Origin of the sequence: Cohnella lupini, from assembly GCF_003386205.1 — a bacterium.
In the GTDB taxonomy this organism is placed as follows: Bacteria; Bacillota; Bacilli; order Paenibacillales; family Paenibacillaceae; genus Cohnella; species Cohnella lupini.
Genome location: NZ_QRDY01000005.1, coordinates 299,801 through 319,779 on the forward strand (window position 1 = coordinate 299,801; position 19,979 = coordinate 319,779).

Below are 19,979 nucleotides of genomic sequence, written 5' to 3' on the forward strand. Positions count from 1 at the left end.
CCTGTTATAGTGGACACCGAGGCGATTGGAGTTGCGGTCGTCATCACAAAATCGAACGATAAAGGAGATACACCTATATGACGAACCAACAAATGACGGAACAAGAAAACCTCATCAACAGAATCAACGAGCTTGAAAAAAGATACCAGCGGTTGGACGATATCGAAGAAATCAAAAAATTAAAAGCACGTTATTTCCGCTTCGTGGATGAGAAGAATTGGTCAGGATTAGCAAAGCTGTTTACGGCTGACGTGAAGCTTAATCCGGGACATGAGTTCAAAAACGGGGAAGAAATGAGCGCGGTAATAGAGAGCCTTGTCGGAGCAGCTCCAACCGTTCACCACGGACATATGCCGGAGATTGATTGGATCGATGAAAATCACGCTACGGGCATCTGGGCGATGGAGGATTTATTGACTTTTCCTGACAAGGAGGGCGCGCCGGAGGGGCATAATGGATATGGCCAATATAGAGAATCTTATGAGCGCGTCGATGGAGACTGGAAAATCAGCGTCTTGGACTTAACCCGATTCAGAATGGATCCTCTCGCCAACTGGGACCCATCCAAATAATTACCGGCTTAATGAGTGACTAATTTTAGATCCCATTCTTTCTTCCAGCGATTGATTTCCGTAAAGATGTCCGAGAAAGCTTTTCCTTTATCGGTAATCGAATATTCGACGGTCACGGGTACGGTTGGAAATACCTCCCGTCTAATCATTTGATGTTCTTCTAAGTTCCGTAAGGTGTCCGTTAGGCCTTTCGTATTGACGTTGCCTAAATTTCTTCGTAATTGATTAAAACGCTGAGGCTCCTTTAGTAGCTCAGTAATCACTAAAAAAGTCCATTTTCCTGAAAGAAATTGCAAAACTTCAGATATTGTTTCAATGCAACTAACATCAAATTCCTTCATTTCTAATCAGCTCGCAATCTTTTTTCTAATATTAGACCGAAAAATAAAGTTGGTAAATTGCAGTATAGTTAAAAAAGTTTGAAATGTCACTGGGAGCACTAGGAAAATGCGATCGTGTCCGAAGCTTTATTAAAGGTATTGGAGGAGGGAACTTAGCGTTCCTCATTATATAGATAGAGATAGGAGAGAAAATGAAGTGAGTGATAGAATTTCCAAAGCGAATATGTTCTTGCTTATTATTGTTTGTCTTGCCCAGTTTATCGAGGTCATGAACAGTACGACAGTCGTAGTAGCGTTACCTTCCATCCAAACGGCGTTCCACATGCAAGCGAACGATTTGCAGTGGATCGTGACTTCATATGTGCTTACCTTCGCATGCTTCCTGATGATCGGAGGACGAGCGAGCGACTTGCTCGGAAGGAAACGCGTATTAATGATCGGCTTAACCATCTTCGCGCTCGCTTCGTTGGCTGGCGCCTTGGCGATGAATCCTGTCTGGCTCATTACCAGCAGAGCCATACAAGGGATCGGGGCGGCTCTCTCCATCCCGGCGGCGATGTCGCTTATCAGCAATAATTTCCCGGCTGGACCGCAGCGGAACAAAGCATTGGGGATATTCGGTGCCTTAGGCTCCGGAGGTGCCGCGGCCGGATCGATCGTCGGCGGTTTGCTAACCGATTCCGCTGGCTGGAGGTCGTTGTTCTATTTGAATGTTCCGTTGGGATTATTGCTTATCATCGGCTTGTCGTTCGTTAAAGTACGTACTTCGGCCAAAGCAGAGAAACAGTCCATCGATTGGCTAGGATTGATTTCCGTATTGGCGGGTATTTTCGTTCTGGTCTACGGTATTTCCATGCCCGATGTCGACGGCAATTGGTCGGCTGCCAAAATCGCTATGTTGATTATCGGAATATTGGTATTGGTCATGTTTGTATGGATCGAAAAACAAGTCAAAAATCCGTTGATGCCGCTTCGCCTGTTCAAATTTCGTTCGCTAGCTACGTCTAATATTATCGGATTTTTGATGTTTTCCTATACGACCGGCTTCATGTATTTCTCGACTTTGTACTTCCACGAGCTTGGCTATTCGTCTTTAGCCGTCGGATTGGCTTTCTTGCCGCTAGGGCTTGCTTCCATCGTCGTGACGCAAATCACGCCGTTCTTCATGCGTAGATTCGGAGCGAAAAAGGTTCTGATTTTCACCCAAGCCATCAACGCGATTGGACTATTCTGGTTAAGTAGTATGGATATGGATAAAAACTACGTATCGTTTATTCTCCCTGCCTTTATCGTACTCGGTCTATCGATCGGTACTTCCTTCACGGCCGTTATCGTCGGTTCCGTTCAGGATGTTAAACCCGAGGAACACGGTATTGCCGGCGGAATCGTGAATACGTTCCTGCAATTGGGAGGAAGCTTAGGCTTATCCATTCTGGCGACGATCGCGACTACGGTCACCGTCTCTGCAGCCCATCATGAACAGTCAAGCTTGGCTTTACTATCCGGTTTTCACACGGCGCTCATCGTAAGCGGCTGTTTCGCGATCATTGCCCTGATCCTTGCTTTCATGAGCGGGGGCAAGAGTAAGAATGCTGTTTCCGTCCCGCTAGAGGTACACGTATAAAATGGTGAATTGTGCTTCAGTCTCTTAAATAACAATCAAACAAAGGACGTGACCATGTTGAAAAACAAAAAGCTTCTAACCGGCATGATTCTGGCCGTTGCTATTCTGACAGTCGTTATCACTGGATGCACGGATCAAAATAATAATCTAACGCAATCTGCTCAAGCCATCGATACTCAAACACTGCAAGCATCCAAAATCACCGAGCTTGAAGAAAAATATCAACGCTTGGAAGACATGGAACAGGTTAAACAATTAAAAGCCCGTTATTTCCGTTTTGTCGACGAGAAAAAATGGACGGAGTTCGGGGATCTATTTACGTCGGATGCCAAGCTTGTATCCGACGGCGTGGATTATTCCAAAGGCGGCGGACAAGCTTACGGGAAAATGATCGGGGATCTGGTGGGTAAAGCACCTACGGTACACCACGGATATATGCCCGAGATTGAGATGATCGACAAGGATCACGCTAAGGGGATTTGGGCCATGGAGGATTTGTTGACCTTCCCCGAAGCGAAGAACGCCTATCCGGGACATCACGGGTACGGCCAATACCGTGAAACGTATGCAAAAGAGAATGGCGTCTGGAAAATCAGCAGCACGGAATTAACGCGATTCCGCGTGGATCCGCTTAAGAACTGGGATCCGAATACGGATCCCGTTACCGGAACGCCTGTAACCAAAAAGTAAAAGATCGACTCTACCAAAATCGACTCACAGGAGATGCTATCATATATGGATATCGAGGCAATAAAAACAGAAGTATTATCCGCATTTCATTTCAGGCATGCAACCAAGGAATTCGATCCGACAAAGAAAATATCAGATGAGGATTTCCGATTCATTCTCGAAACCGGCCGTCTATCTCCAAGTTCGGGAGGCAATGAACCTTGGAAGTTCGTCGTCGTGCAAAGTCCCGAATTCAGACGGGAACTCGCTCCGCTTGTATCCGGCGCAATGAGGTCGCTTCCTACAGCGAGTCACTTCGTTATCATTTTAGCTAGAAAAGGACTCACTCACGATTCTTCGTACCTCTTGGAGCAGTTAACCCAAGTACACGGCATGCCTGTTGAAGTTTATAACAGCATGAAGCAGGCTTACGCGCAATTCTACGATGATTTGCATCTGGATTCCGAGCGGGCGCTGCTGGATTGGTCTTCGAAGCAAACGTATTTGGCGATGGGCAATATGATGACGGCCGCGGCGCATATCGGCATCGATTCATGTCCGATCGAAGGCTTTGAAATGGATGCCGTCAATGAGCTGCTCGACAAGAAAGGGTTGCTCGGAAACGATGAATTCGGCTTGAGTGTGATGACGGCGTTCGGTTATCGAGCCAACGAACCAAAGCGCGCTAAATCGAGACGGCCTATGGAAAACATCGTCCAATTCGTATAATACCGTTGCGCGGAGGGGAAACGAATATGAAAGTGGAAATATGGTCGGATATCATTTGCCCGTTCTGTTATATCGGCAAGCGGCGTTTCGAAGCGGGATTACAAGCGTTTGCTCACCGCGATCAAGTGAAAGTCGTCTATCGCAGCTTTCAACTGGATCCGACGATTGCGATCCATCCCGATAAGCATCTCTTCGAGATCGCCGCCGCCAAAGAAGGCACTTCCACGGAAGTAATGGCGAAAGTAAGCCGCGACATCGCCGAAAGAGCTAAACAAGACGGACTACTCTTTAATTACGATACGGTAAAGCATACGAACACAATGGACGCGCACCGCTTGTCCCATTTCGCCATGGAATACGGCAAAGAAGAAGCCGTGCTCGAATTGTTGTATAAAGCTTATTTCACGGATTCCCTGCACATCGGGGAACACGAAACGCTTCTTTCGCTCGCAGAACAAGCGGGGCTGGACCATCAAGAAACGGTGGATATGCTCCTCGATAGCAAACGTTACCTGACAGCGGTCAAGGAAGACCAGCTTGCTGCTAAACGATTAGGAGTTCGAGGCGTCCCTTACTTCCTGATCAACAACCGTTACGCCATCTCCGGCGCCCAACCGGTCGGCGCGTTTATCCAAGCGCTCGAAGCGGCTTGGAAAGAAGTAAGTTCATCGCAAAAGGACGAAGATTCGGATATGTGCAGCGACGGAATATGTTAAATGACGACAGGGTGTCCCAAAAGGTCAAAAACTTGACCTTTTGGAGCACCCTGTTGTCTCATCTATTGTGATTGTGAAACCACTACTCATTATATATAATGGAACCGACTTGTAGAAAATGGACGGAACTTTATTACTTCAAAAGACAGTTGGGGAGTGGGCATCCTGTTCGACATCCTTCTTCCGGATCAAAACGAACAACCGTTATATCAACAGCTTTATATTCAAATCCGTGAACAAATCAGAAACGGGAGCATTGCAGACGGTGTGCGATTACCGTCCGTTCGTTCATTGCAATTACAACTGAATATCAGCAAAACCCCCATAGAGACGGCTTATCAGATGCTGACGGCGGAAGGTTATGCGGTCAGCAGACCCAGATCCGGCCTTTACGTGGCGAACCCTCATAAACCTATATCCGCTGGATTTCTCGATTCAGAATCCTCTAAGTCGCCAATTAAAATTAACCCAAAGCCGCAAGAACCAACATCCGTTCAACACGCCGATTTCATAGATTTCGACCCTACGGCACTGGATCATGCATCATTCTCCATACGAACATGGAGTAAAATGCTCAAAGAAGCGCTCGAGAATCATTCGGGCATGATCGGGAAATACGGGAATCCTCTAGGAGAGCATGGGCTGCGTGTCATGATAGCCGATTATCTGCGGAATTCGAGAGGGGTGATCTGCTCTCCGGAACAAATCGTCATCGGGGTAGGGATGGCATACAGTATTGGTATCTTGACCAAATTGCTGAGGGATACTCGCCGTATCGCATTCGAGGAACCGGGGTATAGTTTGGTTCGGGATCAATTCATGTTGAACGATTGCGAGATTTTACCGATCCCTTTAACCGATAAAGGAATTTCATTGACGGACTTAGAAGCAAGCACGGCACAAATGGTATACGTGACCCCCTCCCATCAATTTCCGACCGGGTGCACTATGCCATATCCCGAGCGAGAACGGCTGCTGGAGTGGGCCATCGCGAAAAAGGCATACATTATCGAAGACGATTACGACGGAGAATTCCGTTATGTGGGCAAACCGATTCCTTCCTTGCAAAGTCTGGATTCGTATGGAAGAGTCATCTACATCGGCACGTTCTCGAAAGCTCTAACGCCGGCATTGCGCATGAATTATATGGTTCTGCCTTCGCAATTAATCGAGAGATTATCCAATATGACGCACGAGTTGGTTTATGCCCCTTCGCGCGTGGAGCAATGGGCCATGCAGTCTTTTATCGAGCAAGGTCATTGGTACCGGCATATACGCAAAGTACGCAACTTATACCGCAAAAGGCACCACCATTTGATCGCATTGATTCAGGAGCATCTGGGTAACAATGTCGAGATCACGGGACAAAACGCCGGACTCCACATTCAGTTGACCGTTAAAAAGCGCCAAACGTCGGAACAATTGGTAGCTTCGGCGGCAGAAGCGGGAGTAAAGGTCTATGACTTTCGAAAAATGTGGATGGAGATGAACCAGTATCCCGTAAAATACCCCAAATTGTACTTGGGATTTGCAGGATTAAGTCCAGCTGACATGGAAATCGGAATTCGCTTGTTACGAAAGGCATGGTTCATGGAATAGCGTTGGATTTCATGGGAAGCTTTACTCTTTTTCCGCTTGCAAGAAACACTCCTGCCAGAATGAGAGCTAGTCCTGCTACCATACTCCAACCGATGCGTTCGTTTAACAACGAGGCCCCCCAAACAAGAGAGCATACCGGAAGCAGATAGGTGACCATGGTCGCGAATACGGGACCGCCATTTTGAACAATCCAATAGAAGAGGATGTAAGCGACCCCGGAGCCGAAGATGCCTAGTCCGATCAGAACGGCTATATTGTGCGGCACGGAAAGCCGCGAATACGGAATGGTTTCCAAAGATAGAGCGATTCCGCCGCTCCCTATCATTGAAAATAATAGCGTGTAGAAAGTGGCCTGATAGGTGGATATTGCTTTTAGAAGACGTTTAGACAATTGAGATCCGATTCCATAGAACAAAGAAGCCATTATCATCCCGATAAATCCCCATGCATCCACGGAAATGATCGAAGAGGAATTGAGGCCGAGCAGAACAATCAAGCCGATAATGGCCGAGCTTATTCCGACCCATTGCATCCGAAAGGCAACCATCCCGAAGAATAAAATCCCCACGACAAGCGACCAAAGAGGAGTCGTCGCATTCAGCACGGATGCCATGCTGCTCGTGAGCCTCATCTCGCTGAAACCGATGATCGCCCATGGAATGCAAGTATTAACAAGAGCCATAACGATTACGGAAACCCATGGCGTATTCTTGAACCGGAACGGTTTTCGCAACGCGACCATAACGAGAGTGATGACGGCCAAGCCAAGAACGGATCGCAGCATTACGACCGTCCAAGGCCCGAAATCTTGAATGAGCACTTTGATGAAATAATAGGAGCCGCCCCAAATGAGGCTGAGTAATAATAAGCCAAGAAAAAGCGAACGTGGCACCATGGTCATCCTGCTTCCTGATAGATTAATAAATCACGAGGGAAAGGTAGTAAACAGGTCTCTTAATTCATGAATCATAACTTCCTGATATTCGTTTCCGGCATGATAGAGCTCGCCGATCTCCCGATAGGTTTGGTTCAATTTCTCCTTATAATCGGCCCCCTGTTTATCCGGATTGTTCTTCTTGAACCGATCCATGACGGTCTGAATATAGGCCGGACGCGCTCCCCATCTGCCAAGAACTTCACCGGACGCATTCAACATAACCGCGATCGGCTGCGCCCGCCCGCCATCCGTAAGGAAGAGATCCATAGTTTCCAAATGTTCTTCCATTAGCAGGACCTCGGTCGAAATACGGCTTTGCTCCATCACTCGAAACAGTACGGGGACGTTCCAGATGACGTCCGGGCACCAATCCGTGCATAGAATCAAGCAGCGCATGGCCGAGCGATCGTTTAAGGCGGTAAAGAATGCTTTGTGATCTTCTGACGTCCAAGTAAAGTTCTCGTAAACGTCGATCAAGCGCTCTCTCGTATTCGGAATGTTACTGATTTCCATCGCTCGAATCTTCATGCCGTCCATGAATTGCCGAGGCGAAATCCCTTGACCGATTTTGTGTCTTAAGTTCAATCGTGTTCTTGCTTCCATTTCTTCACGCATCCTTTTCATTCTCTTTGGAATAGAATGAATATAAAACAAAACTGACCATCAATAAATGGTCAGTTTTGTTGATATATCAAAAGACAGTTGGAAATCCGAGCTTTATTACCGAAGGAGATTGGTTTTCGCCAGTTCAATGATTTCGTTGCCCTGCCCGTTCAGAACGGCTTTCAACATCCACATCGTAAATCCGCGTGCTTGCTCGAAGTTAATCTTCGGCGGCATAGCCAGCTCTTGCCGATTGACGACGACGTCCAGCAAGACAGGACCGCCGTGTTCGAACGCTCGGCGGACGGCGCTTTCCAATTCCTTCGGATCCTCGACCCGAATTCCTTCGATTCCCATGGCTTGAGCCAGTACCGCGAAGTTAGGATTGTCGAGTTCCGTTCCGAATTCCAAGAAGCCGGCTGCTTTCATTTCCAATTCCACGAAACCAAGCGCACCGTTATTGAAGACCACGATCTTGATAGGTAACTTATGCTGACGAAGGGTCAATAGATCTCCGAGCAGCATGGCGAGTCCTCCATCCCCCGACAGCGATACGACTTGGCGTCCCGGCTCCGCAACCTGCGCTCCGATCGCCTGCGGCATGGCGTTAGCCATCGTCCCATGGTTAAACGAACCCAGAAGCCTTCTTTTGCCATTCATACGCAAGTACCTGGCAGCCCACACGGTCGGCGTCCCGACATCGCAAGTCAGAACGGCATCCTCGTCCGCTAGATCGCTGATGACCTTCATGAGGAATTGCGGATGAATGGGCGCTCGGCCGGGAGCCGCCAGCTTGTCCAGCTCCTCGCGTACTTTGGCATAATGCGCGGAATAGCGCTGCAGATGATCGGGGGAACGCGTTTCCTTTAACAGGGGTAAAAGCAATTCTACCGTCGTCTTCACGTCCCCGCACGCCCCGTATGTAAGCGTCGTTCGCCGGCCTAACCGCGAGGCATCCAAATCAACCTGGAGGATGGTCGCTTTCTCCGGATAAAATTGCCGATATGGAAAATCGGTGCCGAGCATAAGTAAGACATCGCATTCCATCATGGCGTGATAACCGGAAGAATATCCGATAAGGCCGGTTAATCCGACGGAAAACGGGTTGTCGTATTCCAGATATTCTTTGCCTCGCAACGCTATGACCATCGGGGATTGCAGCTTCTCGCACAGCTTCATTAGCGAAGCATGAGCTCCCGCGCATCCGGCGCCGCACAGTATGGTGATCCTCTTGCCCTCGTTTAAGTAGCCGGCAAGCTTCTTCAATTCGTCCGTCGACGGGCTGACGATCGGCCGGGTGGAATGAATAACGCGTTCCGGAACGGGGCTTTCGTCGTATTCGAAGGCGGCTACGTCGCCCGGAAGCACTAAGACGGATACTCCCGACCTTGCTACCGCGGTTTGCATCGCCATCGTAACCGCTCGAGGAATTTGCTTCGGTCCGGTTACGATTTCGCAGAAGAAGCTGCATTCCCGGAATAACATGTCAGGACGAGTCTCTTGAAAGAAGCCGCTGCCGATTTCGCTGCTTGGAATATGAGCGGCAATCGCGAGTACGGGCACCCGGTTTCGATGGCAATCGTACAATCCGTTAATGAGATGCAAATTACCCGGACCGCTGCTGCCCGCGCATACGGCGATCGCTCCGGTAAGTGCGGCATCCGCGCCGGCCGCGAACGCGGCAACCTCTTCATGGCGGACATGGATCCATTCTATCTCTCCGGAACGGCGAATCGCATCGAGCAAGGCATTGAGCGAATCGCCAATAATGCCGTATATTCGCTTTACTCCCGCATTCAGAAGGGATTCCACGATGGAATCCGCTATCGTTCTTCTCAAGGGATAATCTCCTTTGCAGTTTTTAACTATTTTGCCATAATACGAGCAGGCTATTCCCTAGTTGTCGGGATAAGATGATAGCTCCACAGGAAAAAGCGGCAGGTATTCCGCATGAACGAAATACCTGCCGCTTTAATCGTAAGCAACCGTCACAAAACAAGAACTAAGAAAGAAAAAACTTGTAAGCTATCGATTTCGCTAAACGCCGTTTTCCTCGAGCGCGCGCATGCCGGCTTTCAACGTAGAAATGATGCGGTTCGCGTCGTACACGCAGCCCTTCCAGGTGCCGCCGCTTGCAGCCTGCATAGCGGCCCACAAGCGGGTGTCATCGGGAAGATCCGGGTCTTCGGCCAGACCCGGGTGCGGCGTTCTCGCAGCAAGGAGCGCCGCCCCTTCGGCCGGCGATTCCGGCCGTTCGCCGCATCCGACCATGTCGATGCTTCCGTCGAGTCCGCGCGTATCGATCCTGATGTCTACCCAGTCGCCGTCGCGAAGACGGCCGACGGGACCGCCGGCGAGCGCTTCGGGGCCGATGTGGCCGATGCATGCGCCGGTCGACACGCCCGAGAACCGGGCGTCGGTCAACAGAGTCACGCGCTTACCGAACGAAAGGTGCTTCAGCGCCGACGTCAGCTGATACGTTTCCTCCATGCCGGTCCCGGACGGTCCCCGACCGATCAGGGCCAGAACATCGCCGGCGGCGATGCCGCCGAGCTTGATCGCGCGGATCGCCTCGCGCTCGGTCGTGAAAACCTTCGCCCGGCCGACGTGCCGGAATACGCCGTTCTCATCCAGCACGGACGGGTCGATGGCGGTCGACTTGATGACCGAGCCCTCCGGAGCGAGATTACCGGTCGGGAGCGTAACGGTCGACGTCAGCCCCGCCGCCTTCGCCGCCAGTGGGCTGAAGATGACCGTATCCGGATCGATGCCCTCCCGATCGGCGAGATAGGCGCGCATCCGGCTTCTCCTTTCGGAGCCTTGCCACCAGTCCAGCACTTCGCCGACCGTAAGTCCGGACGCCGTTAGCGCCTTTTCTTCAAGAACGCCAAGCTTCCGAAGATGCAACATCGCTTCCGGGACGCCGCCGGCGAGGAATACGCGAACGGTTGGATGCGGAATCGGCCCGTTCGGCAGAACGCTGACAAGCCGCGGTACGGCTCGGTTCACCGCCGCCCAGTCTCCGGCTTCCGGGACGGCGAGCCCCGCCGCGTGCGCGATCGCGGGAATATGAAGGAGCAGGTTCGTGGATCCGCCGAAGGCCGCGTGGACGACCATCGCGTTGCGGATAGACGCGTCGGTGAGCAGGTCGCTCATCGTCAGGCCCGATGCCGCGAGCGCCATGGCCGCGCGGGCAGACTGGCGGGCCATGGCCGTCCATACCGGCTGACCCGAAGGGGCGAGAGCCGCGTGCGGCACCGTCAAGCCCAATGCCTCGGCGACGACCTGGGCGGTTCCCGCCGTCCCGAGGAACTGGCAGCCGCCTCCCGGCGTCGCGCAAGCCCGGCAGCCGAGATCGGCTGCCTCCTCAAGCGTCAGCTCGCCGTTCGCGTAACGCGCGCCGATCGTCTGGATCTTGCCGGCATCCTCTCCGCGCGTAGGCGGAAGCGTGACGCCGCCCGGAACGATGACGCCGGGCAGTTTCTTCATGCCGGCCAGCGCGACCATCATTGCGGGAAGGCCCTTGTCGCACGTCGCGACTCCGACGACCGCCGAGCGAGTCGGCAGCGAGCGGATCAGCCGGCGCATCACGATCGCCGCATCGTTGCGGTAGGGCAACGAATCGTACATGCCCGCCGTGCCCTGCGAACGGCCGTCGCAAGGATCGCTGACGTAACCGGCGAACGGTATACCGCCCGCTCCCGAGATTTCGTCCGCCGCCGCCTTCATCAGCAGCCCGATTTCCCAATGCCCGGTATGATAACCGAGCGCCGCGGGTGTACCGTCCTCGTTGCGAATGCCGCCTAACGTCCCTAGGAGAAGCACCTCCCGGCCTTTCAGCCGCTCGGGCCGCCAGCCCATGCCGACGTTCTGACTCCACCCGAACAAGTCGCCGCTCGGCGCGTTCAATAGCTGCTCCGGCGTCAGCGGCAGAGAGCCCGACGGCCCCGGCGCATGCGTCGCCACTTCGAAATAAGCCTCGTCGTCCGGACCCATGACACCCCTTAAACGTTCATCCATCGCGAGTCCTCCTCCCGTCCGGTTATGGCTTCACGAACACGGTTTTCACCGACGTATAGAACTCGATAGCCGCCTGGCCTTGTTCCCGGGAATACGAGCTGGATGCTTTCATGCCGCCGAAAGGCGCCTGCAGCTCCACGCCGGCCGTCTCGGCGTTTACGCGGACCATCCCGGCTTCCATCTCCTGGATGAACGTAAGCGCGCTGCCGATGTCGCGCGTGTATAACGAAGCGCTAAGGCCAAACTCCGTGTCGTTCGCGATCGCGATCGCCTCCTCCAGATCGGCGGCTTCGATGAGCGCCAATACGGGACCGAAAATCTCTTCCCTCGCAATCGTCATCGAAGGCTTCACCCGGTCGAACACGGCCGGCGTGACGTAGAAACCTTCGGCGAGAGCCGGATCTTCGGGCCGCCGTCCTCCGAATAGCAGCTCAGCACCTTCCTCGACGCCGATGCGGATATACCGAAGGACGGTTTCGTATTGCTTCTCGCTTGCGCAGGGGCCAAGCCACGTTTCCGCTTCCAGGCCGTCGCCTACGCGAAGCGCCTTGACCTTCTCCGCCAGCTTGGCCTTGAACGTTTCATATACGTCCCGCACCACGATCACGCGGCTTGTCGCCGTGCATTTCTGGCCGGTCGATCGCAACCCGCCGCTGATCGTCGCGTCGACCGCAAGATCTAGGTCGGCGTCGGCCGCGACGATAACCGGATTTTTGCCGCCCATCTCCAATTGGTACTTCGCCCCCCGCGCCAGCGCGATCAAGCCGACCCGTTTCCCGACATTGCCCGAGCCCGTAAACGTGATGCCGTGAATGCCCGGGTGCTCGGCAATGCCCTGTCCGATCAACGCTCCTTCTCCGACGACCATATTGACCACGCCCGCCGGGAAGCCGGCTTCATGGAAGCAAGCCGTCACCAGAGCCGCGGTGACGGCTGTTTCCGCAGCCGGCTTCCAGACGACGGTGTTGCCGTAGATGAGAGCAGGCGCCATCTTCCAGACGGGGATCGCAACCGGAAAATTCCACGGCGAAATCACGCCCACTACGCCGAGCGGCATTCGGGTCGTAAACATAAGCGCCTCCGAGTCCGTCGACGGAATGACGTCGCCGACCGGCCGCATGCCTTCTCCGGCGTAATAGCGCAGGATCGCCGCGCCGCGGGCCGTCTCGCCCTTCGCTTCGCCGAGCGTCTTGCCCATCTCGCGGGTCATCGTCCGCCCGATCTCGTCCATGCGGCTCTCGAGCAGGTCCGCCGCCTTGTACAGCAGCGCTCCCCGCTGGGCGCCGGTCAGCTTGCGCCACGCCCGGCGGGCCGCTTCGGCCGCCTCGACCGCCTCGTTCAGGTCACCTAGCTCGGAATCGGGCACCAGCCCGACAACCTCGCTCCTGCGCGCCGGATTGAGATTCGACATCCGCTTGCCGGACGCCGGCTCTTTCCAGAAGCCGCCAATATAGTTATCGATCGTCATAACGGACCGCTTCGTCCGATTGTCCGCGTTTCCCATTTCTTCGTTTCCTCCCTTATGCATGAGTACCGGCTGCTTCCAGCTCGTGTGTATATACGGCCGTGTTCGTCAGAGTGCCGATACCCTCGATTTCGATCTCGATTCGGTCGCCGGACGCCAGCGTGAATTGATTCGGCGGCACAAGGCATGTGCCTGTCAGCAGCACCGTACCGTCGAACAGCTCGTTGTCCTTCTTCAGGAACGATACGAGATCCTCCAGCCGACGCTTCAGCTGCCCGGTATTGGCGGACTCGTCGACTACCTTCGCCCCATCCCGGTAAATACGGCACGCGATCGTCAGCGCATACGGATCAGCGACGGTATCCGCCAATCGGACGAACGGGCCGATCGAGCAGGACCGCCTCCAGATTTTGGCCTGCGGCAGATAGAGCGGGTTCTCACCCTCGATGTCGCGGCAGCTCATGTCGTTGCCGGCGGTGTAGCCGATAATCGCGCCTTCGCTATCCAGCACCAGCCCCAGCTCCGCCTCCGGCACCTGCCACGACGAGTCGCTGCGAATGCAGACCGGCTCGCCGGGTCCTACCGTACGGGCCGCGGTCGACTTCATGAACAGCTCCGGGCGCTCGGCATCGTAAACTTTATCGTAGAACGTTTCGGCGTCCAGACGTCCGTCCGTCGCTTCGTAGTTTCGCGCTTCGCGGCTCCGCAAGTAAGTGACGCCGGCTGCCCAAACCTCCGGCGCGTCTATCGGCACGGCAAGATCCAGCGAATCCGCGGGTACTTCCAGCGGTACCTGATTCAAGACAAGAGAACGGACATATTCGGCTGTCGGGACGTTCGCTGCCTTGGCCTCCCGGACAAGCGCTATCAGATCCGGCGAGTCTAGTCGATATACCTTATCATCGTCCGTTATAACCCCGAGACACTTTAGAGAGTTGTTCCAGTACCGAAAAATACGCATAAATGATCGCCTCCGATATTAAGTTTTACAGCCGTTTAATCGCATTCAAATTTACAGTCCATTCGAACGCTTATCCCAGTCTATTTAGATGTAGCGAAGGAATCATAGATCCGATTTCTCTTCGCTCGTTCCTCCGGCCCGAGTTTTTGCGCGTCCGCTATCTCATAGACGCCGAAGGTATCGTACAGCCTTGACGAGGGGTCTACTTCCACGAAGGTGCACCAAGGCAACCAATGGTAATGGCTATCCAAGGTTTGGCTCGTAAAATTTCCGCTTTCGTGCCCGAGGCCCGGCATGAGATAACCGATACTTCCATCCACGTCGCAGGACTGTCGGGTATTCTTATGGATGAACTCCGCAAAATCGAGATAATGCTCATCGCCGGTAATCACGTACAGCCTGTAATAGGCGTAAGCGCACGCGGCCATGTATACATCGGCGCCTCCTCCGATGGTGATGATGCTCTGCCCGCTGATCGAATATCGATTGAACGGATGCTTCGGCATAAGCGAACGTACCGGAAACGTCCATGCATAGGTCCAGGTCTCGGTATAGTCCGCGGCTCCGATCGAACCTTCCAGCCATTTGTCCTCGCCGGTCAGGTCGTAGAGCGCAAGGAAACCGAACAGGGCATAGATACCGGCCTCTTTATCCATGATATCCGTGTTATCGCAAGTTCCGCCCCTGTATTCCATGTTCCGATAAGCATGGACGAACGACCAATCGCCTGCTTTGGCGGCAGCGGTCTTATATCTATCGTCGCCCGTTACCAGATAGAACTGCACCAAGAAACGGATGACGCTAGGTGTGTTGGCCTTCGAATCCATACGAATGGAATCGTCAGAGTTGTAAGCACGGTAAAAACTGCCGTCATCATTCTGGATGTTCACGAGCCATTCGGCGGTCTTCCTGCAGAACGCCAGCCAGGCCGGTCGCTTATCTCCCCTATTACGCTGATACAGATAAGCATCCAGTATCGCCTCGATGCCGTCCGCAAGCATCCGGATATAATGCGGGTACGGTTCGAACGCCTCGATGCCGGGGTGGTAGCACATGCGAGGCAGTCCGGAGTCGGTCATCGCGGTCCTCGTCCAGAAGTCAATGATATGGACTCCTTTGTCGTAAGCGTCGGGAACGTTTTCCTTATCGCCGTACCGCAACAACTGGTAGCCGATCCCCGGTTGCTGTCCCACGAATCCGAACTGGAAGGATACGGTGGATACATCCATATCGGGCAGTTGGCAAGCAAAGGGCAAACCGTACGAATCGCCGTATTGCCGCGTATAGGCTTGAAGGATCTTCATGCCGTTGTGGAAATGACGCTCATTGTCCACATCGAACAGCTTGTCGCGCATCCGGCCGTAGGTTGTCCGCCAGATGTCTCTCATCATGGGCTGGAAGCCCCCGTAATGCCCGAAATTCAGAGCAACGGCGTAGGTTTGCTCGAACCCGGCCTCCACGGGATGATTCACTCGCTTGAACGTCTTGGATTTCTCCTTGTAGTCAAGACCCGCGAACCGGTTTCTGCCGGGCAGTTGCCCTTCGCCTCCCGGATATACGTAATCCATGGACAGACCGTCGATCTTCGCCTCGAACTCCATGCGCACCGCAAAGCCGTAATACAAATAATTCAAGGTCTTGCTTTCAGGTTTGCTCATCCCGATGGCCCCGACCGTAAATCGAGGGTCCACGCTGTTCTCGGACAGGACGATGTCGGTGGATCTCATGGTCACGTCGGATGTCCAGCGAGACAAAGCCGCCATCTCTCCGGACGCGATGTTATGCATGGCGAATACAGGCAAGGCGTAACGGGTTTCCATCTGCCAGAAATACTCGCAATCCAGATCGTTTCCGAAGGATTGCTCCGGAGCGAATTCGTTTTGTTTATACCAGACGCCCGGCGCAAAGCAGTTATAGTCGCGAGGATCGTCCGATTCCGTCATGACCAAAGAAAACTTGGTAGAGAAACCAAGGTCGTCCCCGGCCTTAAGCACTTTGACTTTACGGCTCGCCTTGAACCCGGCATCGGTCTTTTCGTATGCGTCCGAGAAGGAAAATTCAGACCCGGAAGGGACGGTCAGAATGCCCGTAGCCGTGATTCCGTCGCCGGACTCGATGATTTCGTTGTAAGCGGCATCATAAAATTCGCTGATCGCGCACGAAGTCTTTACGGTAGCGTATAGGGGACGTTCGTTGAAATAAAGCGGCTTGCCGTTCTTGCGAACCTCTAACCCTCCATTCCGAAAGACGAGGGTATAGTCGCCATTCATCATTTTCACCGAGATCACCATTCTTTCTTTTACAATGGGTAAGGTTTTAACGATTTCGACGAATCCGAAGGCCACGTTTTCGCGGCGTCCCTAAACTCCTGCGGGGTAATGCCCGTCACTTTTTTGAAAAACCGGGTAAACGAATGCGCCGATTCGTATCCGACGCGAGAACCGACTTCATGAATCTTCCATTCCGCTTCAGCTAGCAATTCCTTCGCTTTCTTAGTTCTGGCTTTATCGATGTATTCGGATAGATTCTGACCCGTCTCCTGCTTGAACAGACGCGATAAGTATGAAGGATTGAAATGCGAGTGTTTGGCCAACCGGACAAGGGAAAGATCCTCGGCCAAGTGCTGTTCGATATAGGAGCAAATGCCTTCCATCGCGCCTGCGGCTCTGCTCTTCTCCCTTTGACGCCGGAGCGCGAACAGCGCTTCCGCGGTACGGGCCAGATATTCGAACGCTTCAAGCCACGTAGCATGCTTATCCAGCCGCAGCAAGGCGGCCGACGTAAGCGGGTCGTCGGTCGGACTCTGATTGAGATAAGAGAGAATCACGAGCGCCACGGAATCATACATCTCCATCACTTGAGCGAAATGGACCATCCGTCCGCCGCTGATAGGTTCGGATATTTCCTTTAAAGTCTGCATAAAGGCGTCCCTTCGTCCGCCTTCCAAATGACCGGAGAGAAGCTCGATTTTATCGGACCGCACTCGCTCCCGGATCGGTTCCGCCGAATCGTGCTGCCCGAAGCTTACAGTCATTACCATACTCGCGCCGTCGCCTACCCGGACATGCTGCTGTTGCCGCAAACGATCGTACACCCAAGGAAGCGATTCCCAAGACAGCGGAACGCTGCCTATCGTAAACGAGACGTCGGTAGATAGCGTTTCGCAGCATGACGCTTGGATCAGTTCCAGTGTCCCCTCCAGGAAACGTACGGTACCTGCGTAGTCCGCGTCTGGCCCATCTTTACCTTCCGTTGTAGGCTGGATTAACCATAGCAGGTCGCCGAAGCGGTCGATCATGCCGACGCAACGGGTCTTATCGCGCAGAAAGGAGTCTCCGATCAGCTTGACGGTCATTGTCGCTTCATGCCGGTCTGCATACGACGGGTTCTCCGCCGATCGAATCAAGCTGCCGAATACGGGAAGGACGGGAACTGCCGGACGGAGCGGAATATTCAGCTTGCGGAAGTCCTCCTCAAGCATCGGCGAATGGAGCGTCCCCGCGCCGGAAAGCAGATGGCGGAAATATTCGAAATGCGCAAGCGTTTCCATATCGATGCGCTGCTCCTTGGCTTGCGCCAAGAGACGGTCTGTCCGGAGTCCATCGTCCAGCTCGCGGATCGCGCCACGCACCGCTGCGATCACCTTGTCGTAGCCTTCGGTTTTCAGGAGATAGCGAACGCCCCAATTTTGAATAGCCTGATAGACGGCATCAAAATCGTTATAACCGGTAAGAAAAATAATCCGGCATCGCGGCCAATTGTTGCGGATAATCTCCATCAGCTCAAGTCCGTCGATGCCAGGCATGCGAACGTCCGACAGAACGACGTCTATTCGCGTACTGTTCAGCCAATCCAGCGCTTCTCCGCCCGAGTATGCTTTGCAAATATCCAATCCGGGAATGTCCTGTCTCGCCATAATCTCGGCCATACCGTCCGTAATGACGGCTTCGTCGTCAACGATCAGCAATCTGTACAATCGCGCCAACCCCCTTCAACGGTACGCGGATCGTCACCTTGAGGCCGCCCAGTTGTCCGCGCGCGACCCGCAATCCGCTGCCTTCGCCGTATGTAATAACGATCCGACGGTGAATATTTACGATGCCCGTCGTTTCCGATTTCTCGTTTTCGTAGGCGATGGCTGAGGAAATCCGCATCAATTTCTCGTCGGTCAGCCGATCGCCATTATCCTCGATCACAATGCAGGCCCACTCTTTCGAACGCTCGAAGCGGATCTCAACGATGCCATCCCGGGTCATTTTCTCCAGGCTATGCTCGAAGGCATTCTCGATGATCGGCTGCACGATCAGACGCGGCACCACGACCCGAACCAGCTCCGCCGGCAACTCGTCGAACCGGACCTTGATTCTTCTGGAGAAACGTAGCTCCTGTATCTCGGTATACATTCTGGCGTGATGGACTTCCTGACCCAGCGTTACCTCGTCCGACGCATTACGGGTTACGAATTGGAAATACTCGCCGAGCTGCGTCGTGAATTGCTCGATTCTGTCCGTGTCTCCGACCTTGGCCATCGTATTCAGAATAAAGAAGCTGTTATACAAAAAGTGCGGATTGATTTGGGACTGAAGCTGCTTCAATTCCGCCCGCTGCGCCATGATTTTCTGCTTGTACGCTTGATCGATCAGCGTGCGCAAATTGACTACCATCTTATTAAAGCGTGAATAAATATAACGAAATTCGTCGTTCGCCTTGTGGTCGATGGCTTGCTTAAGATCTCCGCTTTCCAGGCGGCGAAACCCTTTGACCAATCTTAGCATCGGCTTATGAATGAACTTATAAGTGGATAAGGCGTATACGGCGATGATAACGAAAGCGCCTGCGGCGAAAAACCACGCCAACGTATAAAATTTGTCCAGCGGCTTGCGTACGATTTGCTCCGGAATAAACCGGTAGATGGACATATCCAGCCGGTCGGAATAGGCGTGGGACACGAAATACCGTTCGTCTTGGAGCGTAACCGTTCCGGATCCGCCGTCGTCGATTCCGGAAATCAGCCGGCGCGCTTCGCCGTCCAGCGCGTTGACGGAGCCGCTTCCGAGCACGAATCCCTGCCGGCCCGAGAGGAGGAGAGCACTGCTGCCCGCGTACGTATTGAATTGCTGCAGCGCCTGCCTCAGCTTCCGGCTGTCCAGCTCGATGTCGATGGTAAACAGCGGTTCTCTACCCTTCATGCCGCTCGGTTTGGCGGCGCTCAGAAGAAGGTTTCCCTCCCATTGAATGAACTTCGCCCCCTGTCCCTCGATATCGGCGCGAATCGCCCGATACCGGTCGCCGTCGAACTCGCCCGCGCCGTTGATCGATGAGAGCGTTTTCGAAATCGGCCGGATATGAACGCTGACGTTATGAATATAATTGCTGCTGTTCTGCAGGGAAAAAATCCGATTCAGTACCGAAGTGATTTTCTCCATTCGCTCGATGTCCCCCATCGTTTCCCATGTGATGGCGAGCATATTCAGATCGGTGTCTTCTATCAGCCCGTACTGAAGCAGCTTCATCCGTTCGATTTCGTTCTCCAAGTCTCCGAGATAGAAGGAGATTTGGGAAACGGCCGTCTTCGAAATATCGTCGCTTGCGGTGCGAATGCTCCATTGATAGATATAGACGCCGAGCAGGATGATCGGCAGCATGATCAGCATGAACGTCGTCACCAATCGGATAAAAATCGTGTTGCGAAACGAAAATTCGGGTCGCTTGAGCAAAGCGGTCTCCCCCGGTCTTTTTTTCC

The 19,979-nt window shown here is 53.4% G+C and carries 16 protein-coding genes; 6 read left to right on the forward strand and 10 right to left on the reverse strand.

All coding sequences use genetic code 11. The features are described from left to right. Positions 1 to 77 precede the first annotated feature (77 nt). Positions 78 to 572 carry a nuclear transport factor 2 family protein gene (locus tag DFP95_RS12095; RefSeq protein ID WP_115992870.1) on the forward strand — a complete coding sequence of 165 codons (495 nt, stop codon included), beginning with the start codon at positions 78 to 80 and terminating at the stop codon, positions 570 to 572. 8 nt (positions 573 to 580) lie between these two features. On the opposite strand, the gene DFP95_RS12100 is transcribed toward DFP95_RS12095, so the two are convergent. Then, complete coding sequence (locus DFP95_RS12100) at positions 581 to 913, reverse strand: winged helix-turn-helix transcriptional regulator (protein ID WP_115992871.1); 333 nt, start codon at positions 911 to 913, stop codon at positions 581 to 583. A 196-nt stretch (positions 914 to 1,109) separates the two neighbouring features. Here DFP95_RS12100 and DFP95_RS12105 point away from each other — a divergent pair, with 196 nt between their 5' ends. From DFP95_RS12105 to pdxR, 5 genes are all read left to right on the forward strand, one after another. Next, positions 1,110 to 2,537 carry an MFS transporter gene (locus DFP95_RS12105; RefSeq protein WP_115992872.1) on the forward strand — a complete coding sequence of 476 codons (1,428 nt, stop codon included), beginning with the start codon at positions 1,110 to 1,112 and terminating at the stop codon, positions 2,535 to 2,537. Positions 2,538 to 2,591: 54 nt separating this feature from the next. Beyond that, on the forward strand, positions 2,592 to 3,227 hold the full coding sequence (locus DFP95_RS12110) for a nuclear transport factor 2 family protein (RefSeq protein ID WP_115992873.1): 636 nt from the start codon (positions 2,592 to 2,594) through the stop codon (positions 3,225 to 3,227). Positions 3,228 to 3,278: 51 nt separating this feature from the next. Then, complete coding sequence (locus DFP95_RS12115) at positions 3,279 to 3,935, forward strand: NAD(P)H-dependent oxidoreductase (protein WP_245987610.1); 657 nt, start codon at positions 3,279 to 3,281, stop codon at positions 3,933 to 3,935. A gap of 26 nt (positions 3,936 to 3,961) precedes the next feature. Next, complete coding sequence (locus DFP95_RS12120; protein WP_115992875.1) at positions 3,962 to 4,651, forward strand: DsbA family oxidoreductase; 690 nt, start codon at positions 3,962 to 3,964, stop codon at positions 4,649 to 4,651. Positions 4,652 to 4,816: 165 nt separating this feature from the next. Next, a complete protein-coding gene (pdxR, locus tag DFP95_RS12125) occupies positions 4,817 to 6,250 on the forward strand; it encodes a MocR-like pyridoxine biosynthesis transcription factor PdxR (protein ID WP_115992932.1) in 1,434 nt (477 codons plus the stop codon). Here the strand turns inward: pdxR and DFP95_RS12130 are convergent. From DFP95_RS12130 to DFP95_RS12170, 9 genes are all read right to left on the reverse strand, one after another. Then, positions 6,240 to 7,145: a DMT family transporter gene (locus DFP95_RS12130; RefSeq protein ID WP_342768209.1), complete on the reverse strand. Its 906-nt coding sequence runs from the start codon at positions 7,143 to 7,145 to the stop codon at positions 6,240 to 6,242. The genes pdxR and DFP95_RS12130 overlap by 11 nt on opposite strands. A gap of 30 nt (positions 7,146 to 7,175) precedes the next feature. Further along, positions 7,176 to 7,790: a thioredoxin family protein gene (locus DFP95_RS12135; protein ID WP_115992876.1), complete on the reverse strand. Its 615-nt coding sequence runs from the start codon at positions 7,788 to 7,790 to the stop codon at positions 7,176 to 7,178. Between the two features lie 117 nt (positions 7,791 to 7,907). Next, positions 7,908 to 9,629 (reverse strand): ubiquinone-dependent pyruvate dehydrogenase, encoded by a 1,722-nt coding sequence (gene poxB, locus DFP95_RS12140; RefSeq protein ID WP_115992877.1) that lies wholly within the window; start codon positions 9,627 to 9,629, stop codon positions 7,908 to 7,910. Positions 9,630 to 9,827: 198 nt separating this feature from the next. After that, positions 9,828 to 11,786, reverse strand: coding sequence for a YjhG/YagF family D-xylonate dehydratase (locus tag DFP95_RS12145; protein ID WP_425453277.1), 1,959 nt, complete (start codon positions 11,784 to 11,786; stop codon positions 9,828 to 9,830). A gap of 46 nt (positions 11,787 to 11,832) precedes the next feature. Beyond that, complete coding sequence (gene gucD, locus DFP95_RS12150) at positions 11,833 to 13,314, reverse strand: alpha-ketoglutaric semialdehyde dehydrogenase GucD (protein ID WP_245987584.1); 1,482 nt, start codon at positions 13,312 to 13,314, stop codon at positions 11,833 to 11,835. A gap of 16 nt (positions 13,315 to 13,330) precedes the next feature. After that, complete coding sequence (locus tag DFP95_RS12155; protein WP_115992879.1) at positions 13,331 to 14,236, reverse strand: fumarylacetoacetate hydrolase family protein; 906 nt, start codon at positions 14,234 to 14,236, stop codon at positions 13,331 to 13,333. 80 nt (positions 14,237 to 14,316) lie between these two features. Then, entirely contained in the window at positions 14,317 to 16,581 is a 2,265-nt protein-coding gene (locus DFP95_RS12160) for a glycoside hydrolase family protein (RefSeq protein ID WP_245987586.1), read from the reverse strand. After that, entirely contained in the window at positions 16,536 to 18,212 is a 1,677-nt protein-coding gene (locus tag DFP95_RS12165) for a response regulator transcription factor (protein ID WP_115992880.1), read from the reverse strand. Before DFP95_RS12165 ends, DFP95_RS12160 begins: the two co-directional genes overlap by 46 nt. After that, complete coding sequence (locus DFP95_RS12170; protein WP_245987588.1) at positions 18,190 to 19,953, reverse strand: sensor histidine kinase; 1,764 nt, start codon at positions 19,951 to 19,953, stop codon at positions 18,190 to 18,192. Before DFP95_RS12170 ends, DFP95_RS12165 begins: the two co-directional genes overlap by 23 nt. Between the last annotated feature and the right edge of the window lie 26 nt (positions 19,954 to 19,979).